The organism is Pseudomonas sp. IT-P258, from assembly GCF_949767825.1.
Lineage (GTDB): Bacteria > Pseudomonadota > Gammaproteobacteria > Pseudomonadales > Pseudomonadaceae > Aquipseudomonas > Aquipseudomonas monachiensis.
In genome coordinates, this window is sequence record NZ_CATKPU010000032.1 from 358,335 (window position 1) to 374,812 (window position 16,478).

Here is a 16,478-nt window from a genome sequence, read left to right on the forward strand (position 1 = left end):
AGAACCGCCATGTACCAACTTTTCATCGAAGGCCTGCAACGCCTCGGCCGCGCGCTGATGCTGCCGATCGCGATCCTGCCGATTGCCGGCCTGCTGCTGCGCCTGGGCGATACCGACCTGCTGAACATCGCGATCATCCACGACGCTGGCCAGGTGATCTTCGCCAACCTGGCGATGATCTTCGCCATCGGCATCGCGGTCGGTTTCGCCAAGGACAACAACGGTACGGCGGGGCTTGCCGGGGTGATCGGCTACCTGGTGATGATCTCCACCCTCAAGGTGCTCGACCCGAGCATCAACATGGGCATGCTTGCCGGGATCGTCAGCGGCCTGATGGCTGGCGCGCTGTACAACCGCTTCAAGGACATCAAGCTGCCGGAGTACCTGGCGTTCTTCGGTGGCCGGCGTTTTGTGCCGATTGTCACCGGGTTCGCCGCCGTGGGGCTGGGCGTGGTGTTCGGCTACATCTGGCCGCCGATCCAGCACGGCATCAACAGCTTCGGCACGCTGATGATGGAAAGCGGCAGCTTCGGCGCGTTCGTTTTCGGTGTGTTCAACCGCCTGCTGATCGTCACCGGCCTGCACCACATCCTCAACAACATGGCGTGGTTCGTGTTCGGTAATTTTACCGACCCCACCACTGGCGCGCTGGTGACTGGCGACCTGTCGCGCTACTTCGCCGGCGACCCGAAGGGTGGCCAGTTCATGACCGGCATGTTCCCGATGATGATCTTCGGCCTGCCCGCCGCCTGCCTGGCGATGTACCGCAACGCCCTGCCGGAGCGGCGCAAGGTGATGGGCGGGATCTTCCTGTCGATGGCATTGACCGCGTTCCTGACCGGCGTCACCGAGCCGATCGAATTCGCCTTCATGTTCCTCGCGCCGCTGCTGTTTCTGCTGCATGCGTTGCTGACCGGCCTGTCGATGGCCATCACCAATGCCCTGAACATCCACCTGGGGTTCACCTTCTCCGGCGGCTTCATCGACATGATCCTTGGCTGGGGCAAGTCCACCAACGGCTGGCTGGTGTTCCCGGTGGGCCTGGCGTATGCGGTGATCTATTACGTGGTGTTTGATTTCTGTATCCGCCGCTTCGACCTGAAGACACCGGGCCGCGAAACCAGCGCTGCCAGCCCGCAGGTTAAGGTGGCCGACAATGAACGCGCCGGGGCTTACATCAAGGCCTTGGGCGGAGCCGAAAACCTGATCACCGTCGGCGCTTGCACCACCCGCTTGCGCCTGGACATGGTGGATCGCAACAAGGCCTCGGATACCGATTTGAAAGCGCTCGGCGCCATGGCCGTGGTGCGCCCCGGCAAGGGCGGGAGTTTGCAGGTGGTGGTCGGGCCAATGGCCGATGTCATCGCCGATGAGATTCGCCTGGCAATGCCGGCGTTGGGCCGCGCCCTGGTGTCGTCACCAGCGGCGGAAACCGAAGCAGCGCCACCTGCCGCCGTGGCGACACCCGAGGCGCAGCAATGGCTCAATGCCCTGGGGGGTGGCGACAATGTGCTGCAACTCGATTGCGTCGCCATGACCCGCATCCGCCTGCAACTGGCCAATGGCAAGGCGCTGTCGGAGTGTGATTTGAAAGCGCTGGGCTGCCAGGGTGTCAGCCAGCTTGAAGGCGGCATCTGGCATCTGCTGATTGGCGACAAGGCGTCGAGCTTGAGTGATGCGCTGGAAGCGTTGGTCAATCGCAGTGAGGTGAGTGCCAAGGTTTAATCTACGACGCACATATTGTAGGAGGGGAACTCAAGGCAATAAAAAACCCGCTGAAATCTCTTTCAGCGGGTTTCTCATTTCAGCAGCCAGGAAGATCAGAAATCCTCCAACCGCCACACTTCATAAGCCGGCGTCTCGTAGGGATGGCTCTGTTTCAGAGCCGCCACCACCGAACGAATCAACTCATTGGCCACCACCAGCTCAACCTTCCATTCCTCGACCTGCTCGACCTGCCCGGCCTCGCCAATGAACGGCTGGCTGCCATCCAGTGGACGAAACTGGCCCAGGCCCAACACCTGCCATGCGCAGTGGTCGTAAGCACCGATTCGACCGCCACCGGCGGCGAATACGGCACTCTTCACGTCTTCGACGTGACTGGTAGGAACAAAAAAGCTGAGCTTGTACACGGCGCTTGGTTCACCCGCTTTTAGTTTACCCAGACCCGAGCATTACGGAACATACGCATCAGCGGTGCATCTTCGTTCCAGTCGTCCGAACGCCACGAGTTCTGCACGGCGCGGAACACACGCTCCGGGTGCGGCATCATGATGGTCACGCGACCGTCGCGGCTGGTCAAACCGGTGATCCCGCGCGGCGAACCGTTCGGGTTGGCCGGGTAGCTTTCGGTGACCTTGCCGTGGTTGTCGACGAAACGCATCGCCACGCAACCGGACAGATCGGCTTCCAGCAGTGCTTCTTCGCTGGCGAACTCGGCATGACCTTCACCGTGGGCGATGGCGATCGGCATGCGCGAACCGGCCATGCCTTGCAGGAAGATCGAGTTCGACTCCTGGATCTGCACCATGGCAACACGGGCTTCGAACTGCTCGGAACGGTTACGCACAAAGTGCGGCCAGAACTCGCTGCCCGGGATCAGCTCGTGCAGGTTGGACATCATCTGGCAACCGTTGCACACGCCGAGGGTGAAGCTGTCGTTGCGTTCGAAGAAACCCTGGAACGCATCGCGGGCACGGCTGTTGAACAGCGCGGATTTCGCCCAGCCTTCACCGGCACCCAGTACGTCGCCGTAAGAGAAACCACCGCAAGCGACCATGCCCTTGAACTCGTTCAGGTCGACACGGCCGGCCAGAATGTCGCTCATGTGCACGTCGATCGCGTTGAAACCGGCGCGGTCGAATGCAGCCGCCATTTCCACCTGACCGTTGACGCCCTGCTCACGCAGTACGGCAACCTGTGGGCGAATGCCTTTCTTGATGTAAGGCGCGGCGATGTCCTGGTTGATGTCGTAGCTCAGCTTGACGCTCAGGCCAGGGTTGTCTTCTTCCAGCAGCACGTCGAACTCTTGCTCGGCGCAGTCGGCATTGTCGCGCAGACGCTGGATCTGGTAGCTGGTCTCGGCCCACTGGCGTTGCAGCAGACGACGCTGGCCTTCGAACACGGTGTCACCGTTGAAGGTGATGCTGATCTCGCCATTGTTCATTGGCTGACCGATCACCGACACGCAATCGCCCAGGCCGGCGGCGCTGAACTGCGCGAGGATGTCCGGGGTAGCGTCCTGGCGAACCTGGATCACGGCGCCCAGTTCTTCGTTGAACAGGATGGCGGCGATGTCGTCGGAGGTTTCCGCCAGACCGTCGAGGTTCAGGCTCAGGCCACAGTGACCGGCGAACGCCATCTCGACAACGCTGGTCAGCAGGCCACCGTCGGAACGGTCGTGGTAGGCCAGCAGGTGACCGTCGGCGTTGAGGCCCTGGATCACCGCGAAGAAAGCTTTCAGGTCTTCGGCGTCATCGACGTCCGGAGCCTGCTTGCCGAGCTTGCCGTGAACCTGTGCCAGGATCGAGGCACCCATGCGGTTCTGGCCACGGCCCAGGTCGATCAGGATCAGGTCGGTGGTGCCCTTGTCCATGCGCAGTTGCGGGGTCAGGGTCTGACGGATGTCAGTCACTGGCGCGAAACCGGTCACGATCAGGGACATCGGCGACGTGACGGACTTGTCCACGCCTTCATCGTTCCAGCGGGTGGCCATGGACATCGAGTCCTTGCCCACCGGAATGGTGATACCCAGCTCAGGGCACAGCTCCATGCCAACCGCTTTCACGGTGTCGTACAGGCGTGCATCTTCACCCGGGTGACCGGCTGCGGACATCCAGTTCGCCGACAACTTGATGTCGGAGATCTTGCCGATGCGCGAAGCAGCGATGTTGGTCAGGGTTTCGCCGATGGCCATGCGGCCCGACGCCGGAGCGTCCAGCAGTGCCAGCGGAGTACGCTCGCCCATGGCCATGGCTTCACCGGTGTAGACGTCGAAGCTGGTGGCGGTTACGGCAACGTCGGCCACCGGAACCTGCCATGGGCCGACCATCTGGTCACGGGCCACGAGGCCGGTGATGGTGCGGTCGCCGATGGTGATCAGGAAGCTCTTGCTCGCCACGGCCGGGTGATGCAGGACGCGCTCGACGCAGTTGGCGATGTCGAGGGTCGACGGATCGAAATCGTCGCCCAGCTCGTTTTCACGAACCACCGAACGGTGCATGCGCGGAGCCTTGCCCAGCAACACTTCCAGTGGCATGTCCACCGGGCTGTTGCCGAAGTGACTGTCGGTCACGGTCAGCTGCGGTTCGGCGGTGGCTTCGCCGACCACGGCAAACGGGCAGCGCTCGCGTTCGCAGATCGCCTTGAAGCGCTCGAAGTCAGCCGGACCGACCGCCAGAACGTAGCGTTCCTGGGATTCGTTGGACCAGATTTCGTGCGGGGCCATGCCCGGCTCGTCGTTTGGAATGTTGCGCAGTTCGAAACGGCCACCACGGTCGCCGTCGTTGACCAGCTCCGGGAAGGCGTTGGACAGACCGCCCGCACCCACGTCGTGGATGAAGCTGATCGGGTTCTTGTCGCCCAGCTGCCAGCAACGGTCGATGACTTCCTGGCAGCGACGTTCCATTTCCGGGTTTTCGCGCTGTACCGAAGCGAAGTCCAGGTCTGCCGAGCTGGTACCGGTGGCCATGGAGGAAGCCGCGCCGCCGCCCAGGCCGATCAGCATCGCCGGGCCGCCGAGCACGATCAGCTTGGAGCCGACCAGGATCTCGCCTTTCTTGACGTGTTCTTCACGGATGTTGCCCATGCCGCCAGCCAGCATGATCGGCTTGTGGTAACCGCGAACTTCGTCACCGTGCGGGGTGGTGATCGATTGTTCGAAGGTACGGAAGTAGCCGGTCAGCGCCGGACGACCGAATTCGTTGTTGAACGCAGCGCCGCCCAGCGGGCCTTCGATCATGATGTCCAGCGCGGTAACGATGCGCTCAGGCTTGCCGTACGGCACTTCCCACGGCTGTTCGAAGCCCGGGATCTGCAGGTTCGACACGGTGAAACCGGTCAGGCCAGCCTTCGGCTTGGCGCCACGGCCGGTCGCGCCTTCGTCGCGGATTTCGCCACCGGAACCGGTGGATGCGCCCGGGAACGGGGCAATCGCGGTCGGGTGGTTGTGGGTTTCAACCTTCATCAGGATGTGCACCGGTTCCTGCACCGCGCCGTACTGGCGGGTCTCAGGGTCCGGGAAGAAACGACCGGCCACGGAGCCGACGATCACCGAAGCGTTGTCCTTATAAGCTGACAGAACGCCTTCGCTGTGCATCACGTAGGTGTTCTTGATCATGCCGAACAGGCTTTTTTCCTGGCTCTCGCCGTCGATATCCCAACTGGCGTTGAAGATCTTGTGGCGGCAGTGCTCGGAGTTCGCCTGGGCGAACATCATCAGTTCGATGTCGTGCGGGTTGCGCTTCAAGCCGACGAAGGCGTTGACCAGATAGTCGATCTCGTCTTCGGCCAGGGCCAGGCCCAGCTCGGTGTTGGCTTTTTCCAGCGCGGCGCGGCCACCACCCAACACGTCGATCGCGGTCAGGGGTTTTGGCTCGGCGTGGCTGAACAGGCCGGCGGCCTGTTCGAGGTTGCCCAGGACGATCTGGGTCATGCGGTCGTGCAGACCGTCGGCGATCAGCTGGGCTTCAGCGTCGCTGAACTGGCCGGCCACGTAGAACGCGATACCGCGCTCCAGACGCTGGATTTTCGCCAGGCCACAGTTGCGAGCGATGTCGCTGGCCTTGCTCGACCACGGCGAGATGGTGCCGAAACGCGGCAGTACCAGAAACAGACGACCGGTCGGTTCCTGTACCGGAACGCTTGGACCGTACTTCAGAAGGCGCGCAAGCACCTGCTGTTCGTCGCCGGTCAGGACGCCGGTAACTTCGGCGAAGTGAGCGAATTCAGCATACAGGCCACTGACAGCCGGAACCTTCTGGCTCAGTTGCTCAAGGAGCTTGCTGTGGCGAAAGGCAGAAAGGGCAGGAGCGCCGCGCAGGATCAACATCTTCGGGACAGCCTCGGGAAGGGGTGTGCTTTGAGGCCGTGCATTCTAGCCTAAACAGCCCGCGACATCACCCGAAACGCTACGCACGGTTGCACTCGGGTGCCGATCTGTGTTTCTGCCTCGAAAGTCAGGTTAATTGGGCGTGTGACGACAGCTTATTTTTACTGTAACAAAATGCAGAAAAGGCCCATTCCTGCGGGGTTTCGGCCGGTTTTGTGATCTCTAGCAGACTAGCCCCTCACTGTCGAGATATGGCGCCCGTGGTCCTTTGCGTATACTGCGCAGATGTTTTTCCCAACGGCTTTGCGTCCGCGGTACGCCAAATGGCTGATCGCAACCGGACTCTTCCTGATGCTCGGTGGCTGTGTTGATAAACCCAACACGCTCGAGCGCGTAAAGGAGGATGGTGTGCTGCGGGTGGTTACCCGAAACAGCCCCGCCACCTACTTTCAGGATCGCAACGGTGAAACCGGCTTCGAATACGAGCTGGTGAAGCGCTTCGCCGACGATCTGGGGGTCGAGCTGAAGATCGAGACCGCCGACAACCTCGATGATCTGTTCAACCAGGTCGGCAAGCCCAACGGACCGGTGCTGGCGGCTGCCGGCCTGGTCAGCAGCGAAGAGCGCAAGAAGCAGGTGCGCTTCTCCCACTCCTATCTGGAAGTCACCCCGCAGATCATCTACCGCAACGGCCAGTCCCGGCCGACCGATGCGAAGGATCTGGTGGGCAAGAAGATCATGGTGCTCAAGGGCAGCACCCACGCCGAACAACTCGCGCAACTGAAGCAGAAATTTCCCGGCATTGAATACGAAGAGTCCGACGCGGTCGAGGTCGTCGATCTCCTGCGCATGGTGGACGAAGGCCAGATCGACCTGACACTGGTCGACTCCAACGAAGTGGCGATGAACCAGGTGTACTTCACCAACATCCGGGTCGCCTTCGACCTCGGTGACGCGAGCAACCAGAGCTGGGCCGTCGCCCCGGGCGAGGACAACAGCCTGCTCAACGAAATCAACGATTACCTCGACAAGGTCAAGAAGAACGGCACCCTGCAACGCCTCAAGGACCGCTACTACGGGCATGTCGATGTCCTCGGCTACATGGGCGCCACCACCTTTGCCCAACATTTGCAGCAACGCCTGCCCAAGTACGAACAGCACTTCAAGGCCTACGCCAAGAAGGAGAAAGTCGACTGGCGCCTGCTGGCTGCGATCGGCTATCAGGAGTCGTTGTGGCAACCGGCCGTCACGTCCAAGACTGGCGTGCGTGGCCTGATGATGCTGACCCAGAACACCGCGCAGGCCATGGGCGTGTCCAACCGCCTCGATCCGAAGCAGAGCATCATGGGTGGCGCCAAGTACCTGGCCTACATGAAGGACCAGTTGGACGACTCGATCCAGGAACCGGATCGCACCTGGTTCGCCCTGGCCGCCTACAACGTCGGCAGCGGTCACCTCGACGACGCCCGCAAACTGGCCGCCAAGGAAGGGTTGAACCCGGACAAATGGCTGGACGTGAAGAAGATCCTGCCGCGCCTGTCGGAAAAGAAGTGGTACAGCAAAACCCGTTACGGCTACGCCCGTGGCGGCGAACCGGTGCATTTCGTGGCGAACATCCGTCGCTACTACGACATCCTGACCTGGGTCACGCAGCCGCAGCTTGAGGGCGATCAGGTCGCCGAGGGCAAACTGCTTGTTCCGGGGATCGACAAGAGCAAGCCTGCTCAAGAGCCCGCCCCGCTCTAAAAAGCAAAAGATCGCAGCCTGCGGCAGCTCCTACAGGGTTATGTGTTCTCCTGTAGGAGCTGCCGCAGGCTGCGATCTTTTGCTCTTAACCCTTCAACGCCGCCGCCAGAATCAGCGCCTTCATCTCCGCAACAGCCGACTTGAAGCCAACGAACAGCGCATGGGCCACCAGCGCATGGCCGATGTTCAGCTCGTTGATGCCCTTGATCGCCGCCACGGCTTCAACGTTGTGATAGTGCAGGCCATGGCCGGCATTGACGATCAGCCCCTGGGCCAGGCCGAAAGCCACGCCATCGGCCACACGCTTGAGTTCTTCGGCGACTTCAGTCGGCGTCTCGGCATCGGCATAACGCCCGGTGTGCAGTTCGATGGCCGGCGCGCCGACTCGGCGGGAGGCTTCGATCTGGCGCTCATCGGCGTCAATGAACAGCGACACTTCAGAGCCGATCTTCGACAGGCGCTCGACCGCGGCCTTGATTCGCGCTTCCTGCCCCGCCACGTCCAGGCCACCTTCGGTGGTCAACTCTTGACGGGTTTCCGGCACCAGGCAGATGTGTGCCGGGCGGATGCGCTCGGCGAACAGCATCATTTCTTCGGTGACACCCATTTCGAAGTTCATGCGGGTTTGCAGCACGTCCTTGAGCAGCAGAACGTCGCGCTCCTGAATGTGCCGACGGTCTTCGCGCAGGTGCACGGTGATGCCGTCGGCGCCCGCCTCTTCCGCGTCCAGTGCAGCCTTGACCGGGTCCGGGTAACGGGTGCCCCGGGCCTGACGCAGGGTGGCAACGTGGTCGATGTTCACGCCAAGAAGAATGCGGGTGCTGGTGGTCACGGAAAGCGCTCCAGAAGAAGAGAAAGTTCGGTGCACAGCATACGGTGTGATCAGGGCTTGCGAAACAGCTCGCGACTGACAAGTGGACGGCCGCCCAAGTGAACGGCCAACGCCTGGCGCATCAAGCGCTTGGCGGCAGACAGGGCGCCGGGGGCGGACCAGTCGGCCTCAGCCATGGCCAGCAGTTCGACGCCGTTGAACAGGCCCGGTTGCAGCAGATAGACCCGCTCAAGCCCTGCATCCACTTGCAAACGGTAGAGGCCGTCCGGCGCGATGGGCTGATCATGAATATCAGTCGTCAGCGAAAACCCGTAGCCGAGGTCATCGAGCAAGCGCCATTCGAAGGAGCGCAGCAAGGGCTCCAGTGGTCGACCTTCGGCCAGGGCCAGCAAGGTGGCGGCGTAGTGATCGAACACCGAAGGGAGCGGATCTTCAGCGGGCAACAGGCGAATCAGCAGCTCATTGAGGTAAAGCCCACTGAACAGCGCCTCGCCATTGAGCCAGGTTGAAACCCCGGCACTTTCCATGCGCCCGACATTCTTCAGCTCGCCCTTGCCCCGGAACTCGACTTCCAGTGGCACGAATGGCCGCGCCAGCGTCCCGGCCTTGCCCCGCGCACTGCGCAACACCGCCCGCAACCGGCCTTGCGGCGTGAGGAAGTCCACCAGCGCGCTGTTTTCACGGTAGGCGCGGGAGTGCAGGACGTAGGCGGGCTGGGCGATGGGAGCGGTGGTCGACATGGTGATGGATTTACCTGTCAGGGATTGCAAAAAGATCGCAGCCTTCGGCAGCTCCTACAGGTACACACCATCTCATGTAGGAGCTGCCGAAGGCTGCGATCTTTTGATCTTTAAAGCCTGTTACAGGTCGCCGTAACCCAACGAACGCAACGCACGCTCGTCATCGGACCAGCCGCCCTTAACCTTGACCCACAGGTTGAGCATGATCTTGGAGTCGAACAGCAGCTCCATGTCCTTGCGCGCTTCGGTGCCGATACGCTTGATGCGCTCGCCCTTGTCGCCAATGATGATTTTCTTCTGGCCATCGCGCTCGACGAGGATCAAGGCATGGATGTGCAGGGTCTTGCCCTGCTGCTTGAACTCTTCGATTTCAACGGTGATCTGGTACGGCAGCTCGGCGCCCATCTGGCGCATGATTTTCTCGCGCACAAGCTCGGCGGCGAGGAAACGACTGCTGCGGTCGGTGATCTGGTCTTCCGGGAAGAAGTGATCGTTTTCCGGCAGGTGCTCGGCGATCACGCGCTCCAGAGCATCGAGGTTATGCCCGTGCTGTGCGGAAATCGGGATGATCTGCGCATTCGGCAACTGCTCCTGCAACCAGCTCAGGTGCGGCATCAGCTCGGCCTTGTCTTCGATGCGGTCGGTCTTGTTCAACGCCACGATCAGCGGGCCGGTCACGTACTGGACGCGCTCGAGAACCATCTGATCCTCTTCGGTCCACTTGGTGCGGTCGACCACGAAGATCACCACGTCGACGTCTTTCAACGCCGCCGAAGCGGTCTTGTTCATGTAGCGGTTCAGGGCCTTCTCGCCACCCTTGTGCATACCAGGGGTGTCGACGTAGATCGCCTGCACATCGCCCTCGGTCTTGATACCGAGCATGTTGTGACGGGTGGTTTGCGGTTTGCGCGAGGTGATTGCCAGCTTCTGACCCAGGATGTGGTTCAGCAGCGTGGACTTGCCCACGTTCGGACGGCCGACGATGGCAACATAGCCACAGCGAGTTGCGTTTGTATCAGTCATTGCCATTCTCCACACCCAGGGCAATCAGTGCTGCGGCGGCCGCTACCTGTTCGGCAATACGACGACTCACACCCTGACCTCGGCTTTTTTCATTCAGTAAGATGATTTCGCATTCGACGAAGAACGTCCGGCAATGCGGCTCACCCTGGATATCCACCACTTCGTAACGCGGCAGCTCACAACCACGGGACTGCAGGAACTCCTGCAGGCGGGTCTTTGGATCTTTATTAGTGTCGACCAGCGTCAGGCCTTCGAACTCGCCAGCAAGCCAGGCGAGCACACGCTCGCGGGCCATTTCCATGCCGGCATCGAGGTAGATCGCACCGATCAGCGCTTCGAGGGCATCGGCCAGGATCGACTCGCGACGGAAACCGCCGCTTTTCAGCTCGCCCGAGCCCAGGCGCAGGTATTCACCCAGATCGAAACCACGGGCCAGTACGGCCAGGGTCTCGCCTTTGACCAGGCGCGCGCGCAAACGCGACAACTGGCCTTCGCGAGCCAGCGGAAAGCGCTCGAACAGCGCCTCCCCGGCGACGAAGTTGAGAATGGCGTCACCGAGGAATTCCAGGCGTTCGTTGTTACGCCCGGCAAAACTGCGGTGAGTCAGGGCCAGGACCATCAGTTCCTGATCCTTGAAGGTGTAGCCGAGCTGACGCTCTAGACGGCTTAAGGAGACGCTCACGGTTTACCCACGCTGAGTTCGTGGCTGGATTCCACCGCCATCGCCGTAAGGTGGCGCAGGCTTGGGACAATTAAAGCTGTGTTCAAAAATAACGTCCTGAATATCATTGTTTGCATGCCTCTGGCGCCCATTGTGCCGGTTCCAGAAATGCATTCGGCGCTGTGTTCACAGCGCCGTGTCTGATTACTTGATCAGGCCAACCCGCGAGAAATTCGGCAGGTGGCTGAGTTTGGGTTCCGGCCAGCTCATCCAGACCGCAAAGGCCTTGCCGACGATATTCTTGTCGGGAACCATGCCCAGCAGATCCTTGGGAATGTTCGGATCATCCCAGTAGCGACTGTCGTTCGAGTTGTCGCGGTTGTCGCCCATCATGAAGTAGTGCCCGGCCGGCACGGTCCACGAACGGTCCGGCATGGCGCGGTAGCGGCTCATTTCCTTGCGGATCATGTGCTCGGCCGCACCTAGTTTTTCCTTGTAGAGCTCAGCGCTGCCCAACGTGCCCGGCTCGGAGCCGACCAGTTGCTCGGCGATCGATTGACCGTTGACGAACAGGCGCTTGTCGGCAGTGTAGCGAACCGTGTCGCCCGGCAAACCAACCACACGCTTGATGTAGTTGACGTTCGGATCGCTCGGGTAGCGGAACACCATGACATCGCCGCGCTGCGGATCACCGACTTCGATGACTTTCTTGTCGATCACCGGCAAGCGGATCCCGTAGGAAAACTTGCTCACCAGGATGAAGTCGCCGACATCCAGGGTTGGCTTCATCGAACCGGAAGGAATCTGGAACGGTTCCACCAGGAACGAACGCAGCACCAGCACGATGAACAACACCGGGAAGAACGACTTGCCGTATTCAACCAGCAGCGGCTCTTTGTTCAGCTTCTCGACCACGACCATGTCAGGCTGGCTGACGCTGCCCTGATAGGAAGCGATGGCGGCACGCCGACGCGGGGCCAGGATCAACAGATCGAGCAACGCCAACAGGCCGCAGACGAACACGGCAATGACCAGCAACAGCGGGAAATTTAGCGACATAGGACCTAACTATCCAACCTGAGCACGGCAAGGAAGGCTTCCTGTGGAATTTCCACGTTGCCGACCTGCTTCATGCGTTTCTTACCGGCCTTTTGCTTCTCCAGCAGTTTCTTCTTACGGCTGACGTCACCACCGTAGCATTTGGCCAATACGTTCTTTCTGAGCGCCTTGACGGTTGTCCGCGCCACAATCTGCCCGCCAATGGCGGCCTGGATTGCTACGTCGAACATCTGCCGCGGAATCAGTTCTTTCATCTTCTCGGTCAGCTGGCGACCTTTGTAGTGCGAGTTGTCACGGTGCACGATCAGCGCCAGGGCATCGACCTTGTCACCGTTGATCAGCACGTCCAGTTTCACCAGGCTGGCCGATTGATAACGATCGAAATGGTAGTCCAGCGAAGCATAGCCGCGACTGGTGGACTTCAGACGGTCGAAGAAGTCCAGCACCACTTCGTTCATCGGCAGGTCGTAGGTCACTTGTACCTGGGAGCCGAGGAACAGCATGTCAACCTGCACACCACGTTTTTCGATGCACAGGGTAATGACGTTGCCCAGGTGCTCCTGCGGCACAAGAATATTGGCCCGCACGATCGGCTCACGCATGTCTTCGATCGAGGACAGGTCCGGGAGCTTCGACGGGTTATCGACGTAGATCGTCTCGCCGGTCTTGAGCAGCAGCTCGAAGATTACCGTCGGCGCCGTGGTGATCAGGTCCAGGTTGTACTCGCGCTCCAGGCGCTCCTGGATGATTTCCATGTGCAGCATGCCGAGGAACCCGCAACGGAAACCGAAGCCCAGGGCATCGGAACTTTCCGGGGTGTACTGCAGGGACGAGTCATTGAGCGTGAGCTTTTGCAGCGCCTCGCGGAAATCTTCGAAGTCGTCGGAGCTGACCGGGAACAGACCGGCGTAAACCTGCGGCTGAATACGTTTGAAGCCTGGCAGTACGTCAACGTCCGGCGTCGAGCTCAAGGTCAGGGTGTCGCCCACTGGCGCACCGTGAATGTCCTTGATGCTGGCGATGATGAAGCCCACTTCACCGGCCTTCAGGTCAGCGGTAGGGGTATGCTTCGGGTTGAATACACCGACGCTGTCCACCAGGTGGATCTTGCCGGTGGACTTGACCAGGATCTTGTCGCCCTTCTTCACACGACCGTGGCGCACGCGTACCAGGGAAACAACGCCCAGGTAGTTGTCGAACCAGGAGTCGATGATCAACGCTTGCAGCGGATCTTCGTAGTTGCCGGTCGGCGCTGGAATGGTGGCGACCAGGCGCTCGAGCACTTCGTCGACGCCCAGGCCGGTCTTGGCCGAGCACTCGACCGCATCGGTGGCATCGATGCCGATGATTTTTTCGATTTCTTCTTTGACACGGTCCGGATCGGCCTGTGGCAGGTCGATCTTGTTCAGCACCGGCATCACTTCCAGGCCCTGCTCGATCGCGGTGTAGCAGTTGGCAACCGACTGCGCTTCAACGCCTTGACCGGCATCGACCACCAGCAGTGCGCCTTCACAGGCGGCCAGCGAACGGCTCACCTCATAGGTGAAGTCAACGTGACCGGGGGTATCAATGAAGTTCAACTGGTAGTTGATACCGTCGCGAGCCTTGTAATACAGGGTGACGCTGTGCGCCTTGATGGTGATCCCGCGTTCACGCTCAAGGTCCATGGAGTCCAGGACCTGGGCTTCCATTTCGCGCTCGGCGAGGCCGCCACACATCTGGATGAAGCGATCGGCCAGCGTCGACTTGCCATGGTCAATGTGGGCGATGATGGAGAAATTGCGGATATGACTCAAATCACTCACGGATCAACACTCAAAAAGGCTGCAGGCATAGCCCGCCGAAAAATAGCCGGGAATTGTACCTGATCCACGGCGCGAGCGTCACGTTCGCAGGTCAGACGGTGCCTACAAAAACGCCCCGGTCTTGCGACAAGGGCGTTTTTTAACGTCAAAACGGTCGGAAAATGCCCGCCATCAGCCGGCTCGACGCAACAGCCAGAGCCCCGCGACGGCACAAATACCCGCCGGCACCAGCACCGAAAGCAACGGCGGGAAGCCGAATACCTGGCTCGAAGGCCCCAGCAGATCCTGAACGATGCGGAAGGTGAAACCCACCAGCACGCCGGTGAACACCCGTTGACCCAGGGTCACCGAACGCAGCGGACCAAAGATGAAGGAAATCGCCATCAACACCAGGGCGGCAGTCACCAGCGGCTGCAACACCTTGACCCAAAATGCCAGCCAGTAGCGGCCATTGTTCAGCCCCTGGTCCGCCAGATAGTGGATGTAACCCCACAGGCCGCTGATCGACAGCGACTCCGGCACCATGACTACGGTATTGAGCAACTGCGGGCTCAACGCAACTTCCCAGCGCTCTTGCGGGGTCGCAACCACTTCGGTGCTGCGCTCGTGGAACAGCGTGGTCGTGACATCCGTCAACTGCCAGTGATCGGTGTCGAACTCGGCACGCTTGGCGAAGCTCGCCGACAGCATGTGCCGCTCGTTGTCGAAACGATAGCGGGTCACGCCGTACAGGATGCCGTTGGGTTGCACCGAGTTGACGTGAATGAACTCATCGCCCTGGCGGTGCCACAAGCCGTGCTTGGCGCTTTGTGCATCACCGCTGCCCTGTGCCAGCGAGCGATTGGCCTGCGCCATGGTTTCGGCAGGCGGAGCGACGTACTCACCGACCAGCACACCGGCCAGCATCAATACCAGCATCGGCTTCATGACCGCCCAGACGATCCGGCCGATCGACACACCGGCGGCGCGCATGATGGTCAGCTCACTGTTGCTGGCCAGGCTGCCAAGACCGATCAGGCAGCCGATCAGCGCAGCCATCGGCAGCATTTCGTACATCCGGCGCGGAGCGGTCAACACCACATAACTCAGCACATCGACCAAGGTGTAGGTATCGCTGACTTCACCCATCTCGTCGATGAAGGCAAACAGTGTCGCCAGACCAAGAATGATCCCGAGCACCGCCAGGATCGCCATGAACACACTGCTACCAATGTAGCGATCCAGCTTAACCACGGGCCACCTCCAGCGCGCTGCGGCGACTCGCCCTCTTCAAGCGCAAGGGTTCCCAATAGAGCAAGCCCAGGCCGATGGACAGGAAAATCCCGTGCACCCACCACAAGCCAAACATCGCGGGGATCTTGCCCTTGTCGAGGGCACCGCGGGCGGCGATCAGAATGGTCAGGTAAGCCATATAGAGAAGAATCGCCGGCAATAATTTGAGGAATCGGCCCTGGCGCGGATTGACCCGCGACAGTGGCACCGCCATCAGGGTCACGATGAACACCAGCAACGGCAGAGACATACGCCATTGCAGTTCGGCGCGCATGCGAATGTCCTCACTGCCGATCAAGGTACGGGTCGGCATCGCGTCACGGTCGGTGACTTCGTCACTGACTTCCGGCTTTGGCAGCAACACACCGTACTCGTCGTACTTGATCGCCCGGTAGTCAGCCTGCCCCGGACTACCGTCATAGCGATAGCCGTTATCAAGGATCAGGTAGCGGTTGCCGTCCGGACGAATTTCCTGGCGACCCTTTTCCGCCACCAGCACAGAAATCCCGCGATCCTTGTTATTGGAACTGATGTTTTTTTGCGAGATGAACACACCCCCCAGATTGACGCGGTCATCGGACATGCTCTCGGTGTAGGTGACCCGGGTGCCGTCACGCAAAGCCTGGAAGCGCCCAGGCTCCAGGGTATCGAATTCAGTCAGGGCATCCTGCTTGTTCAGCAGCAACTGAAACTGATTGGCCCCCTGTGGCGCCAGGCTCAGGCTCAGCCACGCCACGAGGAGCGCAACCAGAGTGGCCGGGAACAGCGTCATGCAAAACAGCCGCTGCTGGCTCATGCCGGTGGCCGAGAGCACGGTCATTTCGCTTTCGAGGTACAGGCGCCCGTAGGACAGCAGGATCCCGAGAAACAGCCCAAGCGGCAGGATCAGCTGGAGGAACCCCGGCAGGCGATAGCCCATGATCAGGAACAACGAACCCGGATCCAGCAGGCCTGAAGCCGCCTGGGCGAGGTATTTGATGAAGCGACCGCTCATGATGATGACCAGCAGCACGGCACTGACGGCGCTCAAGGTCAACAGGACTTCGCGGGATAGATAACGGAAGACGATCAAACCAGACACTCCAGGGTTGTCAGGCTAAGGCGGCCAAACAAGCAAACATATCGGCCGGCCCGCAAGGCAGAGCCGCCGAAAAAAGATGGCGCATTATCCTGTGATTGGGTGCGCCTGTCACTGCACAAGCTCAAGCAGCCTGTCAAAGCGTTGAAGATCGTACAACCGAGGGTTGTCAGCCGCCGGTAGCGAGGTTCAAACTGCGGCCTTTGTCGCCGG

General features: G+C 60.7%; 12 protein-coding genes. 2 read left to right on the forward strand and 10 right to left on the reverse strand.

The window, feature by feature from the left end; genetic code table 11:
* The first annotated feature begins 9 nt into the window (after window positions 1-9).
* Entirely contained in the window at window positions 10-1,725 is a 1,716-nt protein-coding gene (gene nagE, locus ACM6G4_RS14195) for an N-acetylglucosamine-specific PTS transporter subunit IIBC (protein WP_223542203.1), read from the forward strand.
* A gap of 95 nt (window positions 1,726-1,820) precedes the next feature.
* On the opposite strand, the gene ACM6G4_RS14200 is transcribed toward nagE, so the two are convergent.
* Window positions 1,821-2,132 (reverse strand): YqfO family protein, encoded by a 312-nt coding sequence (locus ACM6G4_RS14200; protein WP_056721222.1) that lies wholly within the window; start codon window positions 2,130-2,132, stop codon window positions 1,821-1,823.
* Between the two features lie 20 nt (window positions 2,133-2,152).
* Entirely contained in the window at window positions 2,153-6,049 is a 3,897-nt protein-coding gene (gene purL, locus ACM6G4_RS14205; protein ID WP_414913931.1) for a phosphoribosylformylglycinamidine synthase, read from the reverse strand.
* A gap of 285 nt (window positions 6,050-6,334) precedes the next feature.
* Between purL and mltF the strand changes: the two genes are divergently transcribed.
* Entirely contained in the window at window positions 6,335-7,795 is a 1,461-nt protein-coding gene (gene mltF / locus ACM6G4_RS14210) for a membrane-bound lytic murein transglycosylase MltF (RefSeq protein WP_414913932.1), read from the forward strand.
* 85 nt (window positions 7,796-7,880) lie between these two features.
* On the opposite strand, the gene pdxJ is transcribed toward mltF, so the two are convergent.
* From pdxJ to lptF, 8 genes are all read right to left on the reverse strand, one after another.
* The gene (gene pdxJ / locus ACM6G4_RS14215; RefSeq protein ID WP_056721229.1) at window positions 7,881-8,627 is read right to left on the reverse strand and encodes a pyridoxine 5'-phosphate synthase; all 747 of its coding nucleotides are present in this window, start codon (window positions 8,625-8,627) and stop codon (window positions 7,881-7,883) included.
* 50 nt (window positions 8,628-8,677) lie between these two features.
* Complete coding sequence (gene recO / locus ACM6G4_RS14220) at window positions 8,678-9,367, reverse strand: DNA repair protein RecO (RefSeq protein WP_223542204.1); 690 nt, start codon at window positions 9,365-9,367, stop codon at window positions 8,678-8,680.
* A 120-nt stretch (window positions 9,368-9,487) separates the two neighbouring features.
* Entirely contained in the window at window positions 9,488-10,390 is a 903-nt protein-coding gene (era, locus tag ACM6G4_RS14225) for a GTPase Era (RefSeq protein ID WP_007973959.1), read from the reverse strand.
* Complete coding sequence (gene rnc / locus ACM6G4_RS14230; RefSeq protein ID WP_008053221.1) at window positions 10,383-11,072, reverse strand: ribonuclease III; 690 nt, start codon at window positions 11,070-11,072, stop codon at window positions 10,383-10,385. The genes era and rnc overlap by 8 nt, the downstream gene beginning before the upstream one ends.
* Window positions 11,073-11,255: 183 nt before the next feature.
* Window positions 11,256-12,110 carry a signal peptidase I gene (gene lepB, locus ACM6G4_RS14235; protein WP_056721233.1) on the reverse strand — a complete coding sequence of 285 codons (855 nt, stop codon included), beginning with the start codon at window positions 12,108-12,110 and terminating at the stop codon, window positions 11,256-11,258.
* Window positions 12,111-12,115: 5 nt separating this feature from the next.
* Complete coding sequence (gene lepA, locus ACM6G4_RS14240) at window positions 12,116-13,915, reverse strand: translation elongation factor 4 (protein ID WP_008053223.1); 1,800 nt, start codon at window positions 13,913-13,915, stop codon at window positions 12,116-12,118.
* 171 nt (window positions 13,916-14,086) lie between these two features.
* Window positions 14,087-15,148, reverse strand: a complete 1,062-nt coding sequence (lptG, locus tag ACM6G4_RS14245) for an LPS export ABC transporter permease LptG (protein WP_056721235.1) — start codon at window positions 15,146-15,148, stop codon at window positions 14,087-14,089.
* Window positions 15,141-16,259 (reverse strand): LPS export ABC transporter permease LptF, encoded by a 1,119-nt coding sequence (lptF, locus tag ACM6G4_RS14250; RefSeq protein WP_056721237.1) that lies wholly within the window; start codon window positions 16,257-16,259, stop codon window positions 15,141-15,143. Before lptF ends, lptG begins: the two co-directional genes overlap by 8 nt.
* Between the last annotated feature and the right edge of the window lie 219 nt (window positions 16,260-16,478).